Consider the following 8,174-nt stretch of genomic DNA (forward strand, 5'->3'; position numbering starts at 1 on the left):
TACGCATGGCGCTCGCTACGCATGGCGGGCTGTACGCATGGCGCTCGCTACGCATGGCGGGCTGTACACATCGCGCCTCGTCGATCGCGCTTCTCACGCCCGTCTCGGCCCGGCCCCGCGCACCGCCCGCCCCGTCCCGTCCCGTCCGCCGGTCAACCGCGGTTCCGCCGGCTTTCGGTCCCCGCTGCGGGCTCGGCCTCGTCCGGGGCGGCACCGCGGTCCTGTTGCAAGTTCCACAGCTCGGCGAACAGGCCCTTTTCGGCGAGGAGTTCGGTGAACGTTCCGCGCTGGACCACCCGACCGTGCTCCATGACGACGATCTCGTCGGCGATCGCGACGTTCGCGAGTCGATGGGTGACCAGGACGACCGCGCTGTCCTGTGCGATGCTGCGCAGCCCGGCGAAGATCCGGTGTTCGGCACGGGGGTCGAGGGCCGACGTGGGCTCGTCCAGGCAGACCAGACCGGGCCCGCGGTACAACGCACGGGCGATCCCGAATCGCTGCCACTGACCGCCGGACGGTTCGGTGCCGCCCCACCACTCGCGGGCCAGCAGCGTCCCGAGTCCGCGCGGCAGCCCGGCGATCACCTCGTCCGCGCCCGACGCCGCCGCCGCGCGGGCCAATGCGTCGGGCTCGTCGGCGCGCGGTTGGCCGAGGTTGATGTTTTGCCGTGCCGTCAGCGGCCAACGGGCGATCTCCTGCGGGACATAGCCCAAATGGCCCCACACCGCGTTGGGTTCGAGGGCCCGCATATCGTCCCCGTTCCACGTCACCGTGCCGCCGTGGGCGAGGGTGAGCCCACACAGCAGCTTGGACAGCGTCGACTTGCCGGAGCCGTTCTCTCCCACCAGGGCCACCATCCGGCCCCGGCGCACCTCCAGGTCGACCCCGTCCACCGCGGGCGTTTCCTTGCCCGGGTAGCGGTATCCGACGTTCTCCGCGCGGATGACCTCCGGCCGGGCCGGGGCGAGCGTGCCGCGGCGCATCGCGTGGCCGCCGGCCTCGTCGACGAAGCGGGACCAGTCGTCGAGGTACAGGCCCACGCTGTACAGCCGGCTGCCGGAGACCACCAGGCCGCCCAGCGCGCTGCCGACCGTGCGCAGCGCGATGACGGCCGTTCCGGCGGCGGCCACGGACATCCGGCCGGTGGACAGCAGGTACGCGAGCGCGCCCCACACCACGGTCGCGGCCAGTCCGCCCGCCGCGGCCCCGACCACCCCGATCTTGGCCATCCGCCAGGCGCCGGCCTGGGTGACGCGCTGGACCCGGTCCGCGGCCACCGAGTACCGGCCGAGCAGGTACGGGGCCATCGTGCTGCTGCGGATCTGATCGGCCCAGCGTTGGTCGGCGATGTGCCAGCGAAGCATGTTGAGCAGCCGGCGCTCATCCTGTGTGTGCAGCGTGGTCAGGTACTCGATGCGGGCCTCTCGCACCGCGGCGATGCCGCGTGGCAGCGCGCCGAGCAGGAGCAGGGGCAGGATTACGGGGTGCAGCACGGTGAGGACGGAGGCGGCGGCGATCAGCGACGCCGTGGCGGCCAGTACGTCCTGCGATTGCGGCATCAGACCGCGCATCGACTGCATACCGCGCTCGGCGGCGTCCCATCGGTCCTGATATCCGGGGTTGTCGTACGCCGCCAACTCCGCCTTCGACGCGGCCTGAAGCAGCAACCACTCGGCCTCCCGGGTCAGCCGCGGCGTCACCCGCGCGGACAGCCCCACCACCGCGACGCCCAACACGGCCCGCAGTCCGACGGCCGTGGCCAGCACGACGATCGAGGGCGCCGCCTCGCGTAGCCGGTCACCCACGTGCCCGGAGGAGATCAGCGCGGTGATCGTGCCGGTGGTCGCCAACAGGCCGCCCGCCTCCAGGAAACCGGCGAACACCTGGCACACCATCAACGCGGCCAGCGCGCGCGGATCACTGCGCCAGGCGAGTCGCAACGCCCGGCCGATCAGGTGCGGCAGCCGCGCCGCCATCGCGCGGGTGGTGAGTCGGGTCAGCGCGATCTCCGTCTCGTGGCCGACGGCCTGGAACCGCAATTCCTGGTCGACGACTTCCTCGGTTGACTCGGCATGCTCGGTTACCTCGGTTGCCTCGGTTGCCTCGGTTGCCCCGGCTTCGTCCGCCTCCTCGACCTCCTCGACCTCCTCGGTTTCCTCGGCGGCGCCGGGGTTCGGCTGCGGGCCGCCGGCTTGACGCGGAACCTGCGTGCCCTTGAGGGCCTGTGCCCGACCCGCGTCGTCCGGGATGTCGTCGACGACTTTCGTGCTCATCCAGCTACCTCCGGGAGTGGTCGATGGCATGCCTGGTCGGCGTCCGCCGTAGACCCGGCGATGCCTTGGGGAACCAAACAATCACGCACGCCGGATAGATGAACTTCCTTCAAATCAAAAGGAGTTCAGGCAGAAAACGTCGCAATCGTCGACGTCCGCGCCAGGTGCGTCCGCCCATGTTGCTCGCGATCTCCGCACCGCGGCAGAGCGCACGGACGCCCGACCAAGGCGCGAACCCGACCACGCGCACCTCGAACGCGCGCCCGACCAACCGAGTAGATGTCCACGACCGAAAGCTCCCTCCGCAAGACACCCACGTCGACACCGGCCCCATACAGGCGCGCATCCCACCCCGTCCACGCGCGGTCACCACACATCCCGCGCCCCCGTCCGCCGCCAAGACGCCAATGCGCCATGACACCAAGACACCAAGACACCAATGCGCCGAGGCACCAAGGCACCAAGGTGCTCCGGCCACGTAGGTGAGCCGCGCGGTTCGGTTGCGGGGTCGGCGGATACCGTGAAGGTTCACGTAGGTCTGGGTGGGCTGTGCCGTGTTCGGGCTCTCCGGGGCGGCCGGTGTCACGCGCTAGGAGTTGTCATGACCGAGTACGCCGATCCGCCGCAGATGACCGATGCCGAGTTTCGGGTGGCTCGTGAGTCGCTGGGGTTGAGCGGGGAATGGCTCGCCGGATATCTCCACGTCGAAGCCGCGACGTTGGACGGTTGGGAGCAAGGGCTCGACCGAGTGCCCGGGGGTGTGCGCGCGCAGGTCAAAGCGCTCGAACGGCAGACCACCAGGTTCGTCGACGCGTACGTGGAGAAGCTACTCGACCAGGCGCCGCTTCTCGTCACCTACCGGTCCGACGAGGACTACCACGCCGCCATCCCCGACTCGCCGTTCCCGGCCTCCTGGCACCGGGCCGTCATCGGTCGCGTCGCTCAGGAGATCCCCGACCTGGCGATCGTCTTTCTGGACAAACCGAGCACCTGAGACCCGGCCGGCCCGCTCCACGTAGGCCACCGTGGCCGCATCCCCCGGCGTACACACCAGCACTGCGGTCTCCGCGGCCCCCGCCGGCGCGAGCAGCGACAGGCCGAAGCGCAGGCCCTCGCCCGCCCGCGTCCGCCCCTCGACCGTTCGCGGCGTGAAGGCGCCTACCGACCGGCACGCCCACCACGCCGCCAGGTCCGGGCGCCCCGCGCGCAGGTGTGCGGCCAGCGCACGGCCGCGGGCGTCCTCGGGGCGGGTTCGTAGGTGCCGGACCAGGTCGAGGGCGACCGACTCCCGATCGGGAAAAGGCGGTTCGTGTTTCTGGCCGGCGGTCAGGAACATGAGCAGCAGATTGCGACGGTCGGCCGAGGTCGGGTCCGGGCCCCACTCCACAGCCGAATCCGGGCCCGAAGCCGGGTCCGGGTCCGGACCCGGGTCGGGGTCCGGGTCCGGCCAGAGCGCGGACCAGGCTCCGTTGCGGCCCAGGATGTCCAGGTTGCGGTCGAGGAGCACGGCCGGGCTGGTCGGCCAGCCCTCGATCATGGCGCGCAGGGCGTCCGTCGGGGTCGGGTCCGACGGCGCGGCCACGTGAAAGCCCGCGAGTTCCAGCACGTGGCGGTGGGCGTCCGCGTCCAGCCGCAGCGCCCTCGACACCGCTTCGAGCACCTGACGGGACGTGTCCACGCGGCCCTGCTCCAGCCACGTGTACCAGGCCACCCCCACCCCCGACAGCGCCGCGACCTCCTCCCGGCGCAGCCCCGGCGTGCGGCGGCGCGGCGAGCGGGGCAGGCCGACCTGCTCGGGGGTGACCAGTTCGCGGTGCGCCCGCAGGAATCCGCCCAGTTCGCGCCGGTGCGCCGGCTCGTCTCCGGTGGCCATCGGCCCAGCCTATGACCAGGACTCACCGTATGAACCGCGGTCTGGCTGCTCCGAGCGCCCACCGCAAGGCTGAGCAGGCATACATGCACACCCCACCGCAACGAACGCACACGAAAGGCACTCCGTGACCGACATCGTTCAGCGCCGCGACAACGACTCGTCCACTCTCACCACGCCACGCACCCTGATCCGGGTGTTCGTCGAACCGGGGGGCATCGAGACCGCGGCCGCGTTCTACGAGGACCTGTCGGGCGTCGAACGCGACATGTGGTTCACCTACGAGGAGGTGGGGCTCGTGCTCGCTGCGGTCGGCAGTTTCCTGCTGATCGAGGGCGACGAGGATGCGCTGCGCCCGTTCCGGGCCACGACCGGCACGCTTCTGGTCGCCGAGGTCGCCCCGTACCTCGACCGGTTGACCGCCGCGGGCGCCGAGATCGTCGGCCCCCTTCGGCGGGTCCCCACCGGTGCGGGATTCACCGCACGCCACCCGGACGGCTCCGTGATCGAGTACGTCGAACACCGTCCGACGTCGGATGGCCGATAACCGCTACCGGCCTACGACAATCAATCCACAAACAACCAAGCAACCGACCACCGACCACCGACGGTCCGCCCGCCCGGATCCACCGCGATCGGTACGGCCGCCACCGCGAACCGCTACTCCGCCGAAGCCCTCGCATCGCCGAGCACCCGTTCGCACTCCTGCCACGCCGCATCGCTCAGCAACGGCCGGAACGCGGTGAACAGCGCCGTCAGGGCCGCGCGGTTTTTCGCGCGGAACTCGGGACCGACCCGCGCGATGTCCAGTTCGTTGGCGGCCGTGAGTTCCGCGAAGTCACGGCGCTGCTGCTCGGACGGGACGTAGCTGCGGCCGGTGAACCTGTCCCGGAACGTGCCCTCGACCAGCGAGCCGTACGTCGCCTTGCGGTCGCAGCTGGCGTAGAAGTAGACGAGCCGCTCGGCGTCGACCCCGATCCGGCCGGCGAGTTCGCAGCGGCGATCCAGCGGGAGCAACGCCGTGGCGAAGCCGTCCGTACCGTAGAACGCGTGGCACAGGCCGGCCGTGCGCAGTTCGGGGCGGGCTCCCCAGTCGTCGAGCAGATCCTCGACCCGGCGCAGATGCGCGAGCAACGTGCCGCCGGGGTGCTCGATGCCTTCGGCGCCGAGCATGCGTATGTAGTCGACAATCACGTGACACCCCTTGCCATGTAGTGGGTCGGCGCCGAATGACCGGTGGCCGCCCGATGACTTCGGGCACACGATAGCGCTGACGGACCGTCAGATCCCAGGGGCTCGGCCGTACCCGTTGCAGGCTGTGGGCGGTTCGCCGAAGGATCGGACGACGACGCGAGCGTCCGGCGACTCGCCCCGACCACCGGGGTTCGTCTCGGTTTGTTGTCGTTCGTTCGCTTTCGTGCGCCGAGAGGGAGCGTGAGCCTGGGAATCCGATTCGGTTGCGTCTCGAAATTTGACCGATTCGGGGAATGGGGCCGGGTCGTTTCGCTTTGTCGATAGCGTCGGAAGCGCAGCCGGTGAGCGAACACGTACGGAGAAGCTCGTGGGACCTGATCAGTTCTGTCTGGTTTTGTTGCGGCGCATGGGCGACTACCAGCCCGACCTGGTGGCCGATGCCGTGCGCGATCTGGAGTTCACTCGTACTCGTATGCGCGAGGTGAACGCGCAGTGGCAGCGCATGGTGCGCAGCCGTTCGGTGGGCGGCTCCGGTCGCGCGTACCGGGCCGCGCTCGGCGAGCCGAACGGGCATGCGCAGCGCAGGATCGGCGACCTGACGGCCGATGCCCAGTGGTGGAAGTTGCCACTGTGGCCCGATCTGCGGTTCGAGATCATCACCGGCCCGGACGGGCGGGTCTGGCAGGAGTGGCTCGTGCGAGCCGATCCCGCGACGACTCCGCCCGTCGAGAAGGTGGCCGATCTCAAGCCCTGGCAATACGTGATCGGCGACGTCGAGCGCGCGTTCCCGGAGTTGCGGCACGTCGAGGGTTCGGCGCCGAGCCGTTGGTCGAGCGTGATCACCGAGGGCGCGGTCGGCTACCGCGCGGACTTCGCGTGGGGCCTGCTCCAAGACGTGGTCGAACTCGACGCGCCCACGGCCTGATCCGCAAGCCTGCCGAACGCGGGCCCGCCGAACACAGCCCCCCGAACACAGCCCCCGAGCACAACCACCCCGATCACGCGTTCGTCCCGACCACCGGTCCCTCCCGATCACGCGTCCACCCGATCACGGCCTCACCGATCGAACCGCACGTGCAACGACTCGGGCCCCCGCAGCGCCGTCCCGAGCAACCCCCGCACTCGCGTGGGCGTCGCCAACCGCATCGTCGGCAGCCGTTCCAGCAGCACCTTCAGCGCGGCCCGGATCTCCGCGATCGCCAACCACGTGCCCAGGCACACGTGCGGCCCGTCGCCGAACGCGAGGGTCGCCCGGGCCCGGCGGCCCACGTCGAACGCGTCGGGGTTCGCGTACAGCGCGGGGTCGCGGTTCGCCGCAGTGATCCCGAAGATCAGCGGTGTCTCGGCCGGGATGTCCAGCCCCAGACCCTGCCAATCCCGTACCGGAGCCGGGCACATGCGCGGCAGCAGACCCACCGGCGGCTCCCAACGCAGCGCCTCCTCGACGGCCCAGGACAATTCCTCCGCCGGGTCCGCCATCACGCGTTCCCACTGTTCGGGGTGCGTGAGCAGCGCGTACAGGGCGTTGCCCAGGCCCAGGTAGGTGGTGTCCGCCCCGGCCGGGAACAGCAGCCGCAGGAAGGACAGGATCTCCTCGTCGGTAAGCCGGCGCCCCTCGGCCTCGGTGGTGGCCAGGGTCGACAGCAGATCGTCGCCCGGATCCAGTCGTCGGCGGGCCACGATCGGCGTGACGTACTCGGTGAATTCGCGTGACGCGCGCTCGGCCGCGTCGGGCGCCATCGGGAAGTGGAACAGATCCACCGCCCATCGCCGGAACCGCTCCTCGTCGTCCATCGGCAGCCCGAGCAGCCGGGTGATCACCTGGACCGGGTAGCCGTGGGTGAACTCGGTGACCAGGTCGGCTTCGCCGCGCGCCTCGAAGCGGTCGACGAGTTCGTGCGCGAGCGGCTCCAGGATCGCCTCGACCTGATCGGTGACCACCTTGCGGCGGAAGGCAGGCACCACGAGCTTGCGGTTGATCCGGTGCTCGGCGCCGCGCATGCACTGGATCGTGTGACCGAGCACGGGTTCGGTGGTCGCGGAGTAGATCGCGGCGGCGGGAAACGCCTCCTCGTCCTTGAACGCAGCGGTCACCAGATCGTGTGTCAGGAACAGCACCGCCCGCATGCCGAGGAACGGCACGATCGCGTATGGCTTTCGCGCCCGCGCGGCGGCCAACCGGGCGTGCAGATCCGGGATGTCGTCGAACGCGAAGTCGTACCCCTCGATGTCGAACGCCCCGAGCGGGTCGCCACCGTCCCCGACCCCGACGTCGATACCCACACCAACTCGGGCACCGGATGTCTCGATTGCCTCGCTCACGATGCGAACTCCCTGGCCGATATCCCTCGACGACGAATATTCGTCGCCGAAGTGCCGTATAATCGTCGACTCTAGAGACCGATCCGAGCACAGACAAGGGGCCCGATGACCGCTTCACCACCCACCGACCGTGTGGTCGCGGTCGTCGAGTTGCTCGCCGCCGCGTCGGGCGGCCTGAGCGTGTCCGAGATCGCGACCCGGCTCGACCTCAACCGGTCCACCGCCGGCGCGGTGCTCGGCGCGCTGGCCGAGCCGGGGTGGGTGCAGCGGGGGCGAGACCTGCTGTACACGCTCGGCCCGGGGTTGCTGGCCGTCGCGGGCGCGGTGCAGGGGCGGGTACGGATGCCGGTGGACGCGGCCGACGTACTGGCCGACTTGGCCGAACGCACCGGCTGTGGCGCGGCGTTGTCGCTCGTGGGCGGCGACCACGTGGTCTTCGTCGCCGTCGAACCGGGCCCCGGGCGCGTCCCCGCCGGGATCACGGTGGGCGCCCGGCTGCCGCTGCGCCCGCC

General features: G+C 70.6%; 7 protein-coding genes. 3 read left to right on the forward strand and 4 right to left on the reverse strand.

All coding sequences use genetic code 11. The features are described 5' to 3' along the window. Positions 1 to 152: 152 nt before the first annotated feature. Complete coding sequence (locus GT354_RS34015; protein WP_237535748.1) at positions 153 to 2,276, reverse strand: ABC transporter ATP-binding protein; 2,124 nt, start codon at positions 2,274 to 2,276, stop codon at positions 153 to 155. 826 nt (positions 2,277 to 3,102) lie between these two features. Beyond that, entirely contained in the window at positions 3,103 to 4,149 is a 1,047-nt protein-coding gene (locus GT354_RS34020; RefSeq protein ID WP_237535749.1) for a helix-turn-helix domain-containing protein, read from the reverse strand. Positions 4,150 to 4,273: 124 nt separating this feature from the next. Here GT354_RS34020 and GT354_RS34025 point away from each other — a divergent pair, with 124 nt between their 5' ends. Then, entirely contained in the window at positions 4,274 to 4,693 is a 420-nt protein-coding gene (locus tag GT354_RS34025) for a VOC family protein (RefSeq protein ID WP_161360223.1), read from the forward strand. 113 nt (positions 4,694 to 4,806) lie between these two features. Here GT354_RS34025 and GT354_RS34030 read toward each other — a convergent pair whose 3' ends face one another. After that, positions 4,807 to 5,319 (reverse strand): DUF6817 domain-containing protein, encoded by a 513-nt coding sequence (locus GT354_RS34030; RefSeq protein WP_202512611.1) that lies wholly within the window; start codon positions 5,317 to 5,319, stop codon positions 4,807 to 4,809. 388 nt (positions 5,320 to 5,707) lie between these two features. Here GT354_RS34030 and GT354_RS34035 point away from each other — a divergent pair, with 388 nt between their 5' ends. After that, positions 5,708 to 6,265: a hypothetical protein gene (locus GT354_RS34035; RefSeq protein WP_346012305.1), complete on the forward strand. Its 558-nt coding sequence runs from the start codon at positions 5,708 to 5,710 to the stop codon at positions 6,263 to 6,265. Positions 6,266 to 6,396: 131 nt separating this feature from the next. Here the strand turns inward: GT354_RS34035 and GT354_RS34040 are convergent, their stop codons facing one another. After that, positions 6,397 to 7,662, reverse strand: a complete 1,266-nt coding sequence (locus tag GT354_RS34040) for a cytochrome P450 (RefSeq protein WP_346012306.1) — start codon at positions 7,660 to 7,662, stop codon at positions 6,397 to 6,399. Positions 7,663 to 7,767: 105 nt separating this feature from the next. Between GT354_RS34040 and GT354_RS34045 the strand changes: the two genes are divergently transcribed. Beyond that, a partial coding sequence (locus GT354_RS34045) for a helix-turn-helix domain-containing protein (protein WP_161360225.1) occupies positions 7,768 to 8,174 on the forward strand: 407 nt, incomplete at its 3' end.

It is taken from the genome of Streptomyces sp. SID3343 (genome assembly GCF_009865215.1).
Lineage (GTDB): Bacteria > Actinomycetota > Actinomycetes > Streptomycetales > Streptomycetaceae > Embleya.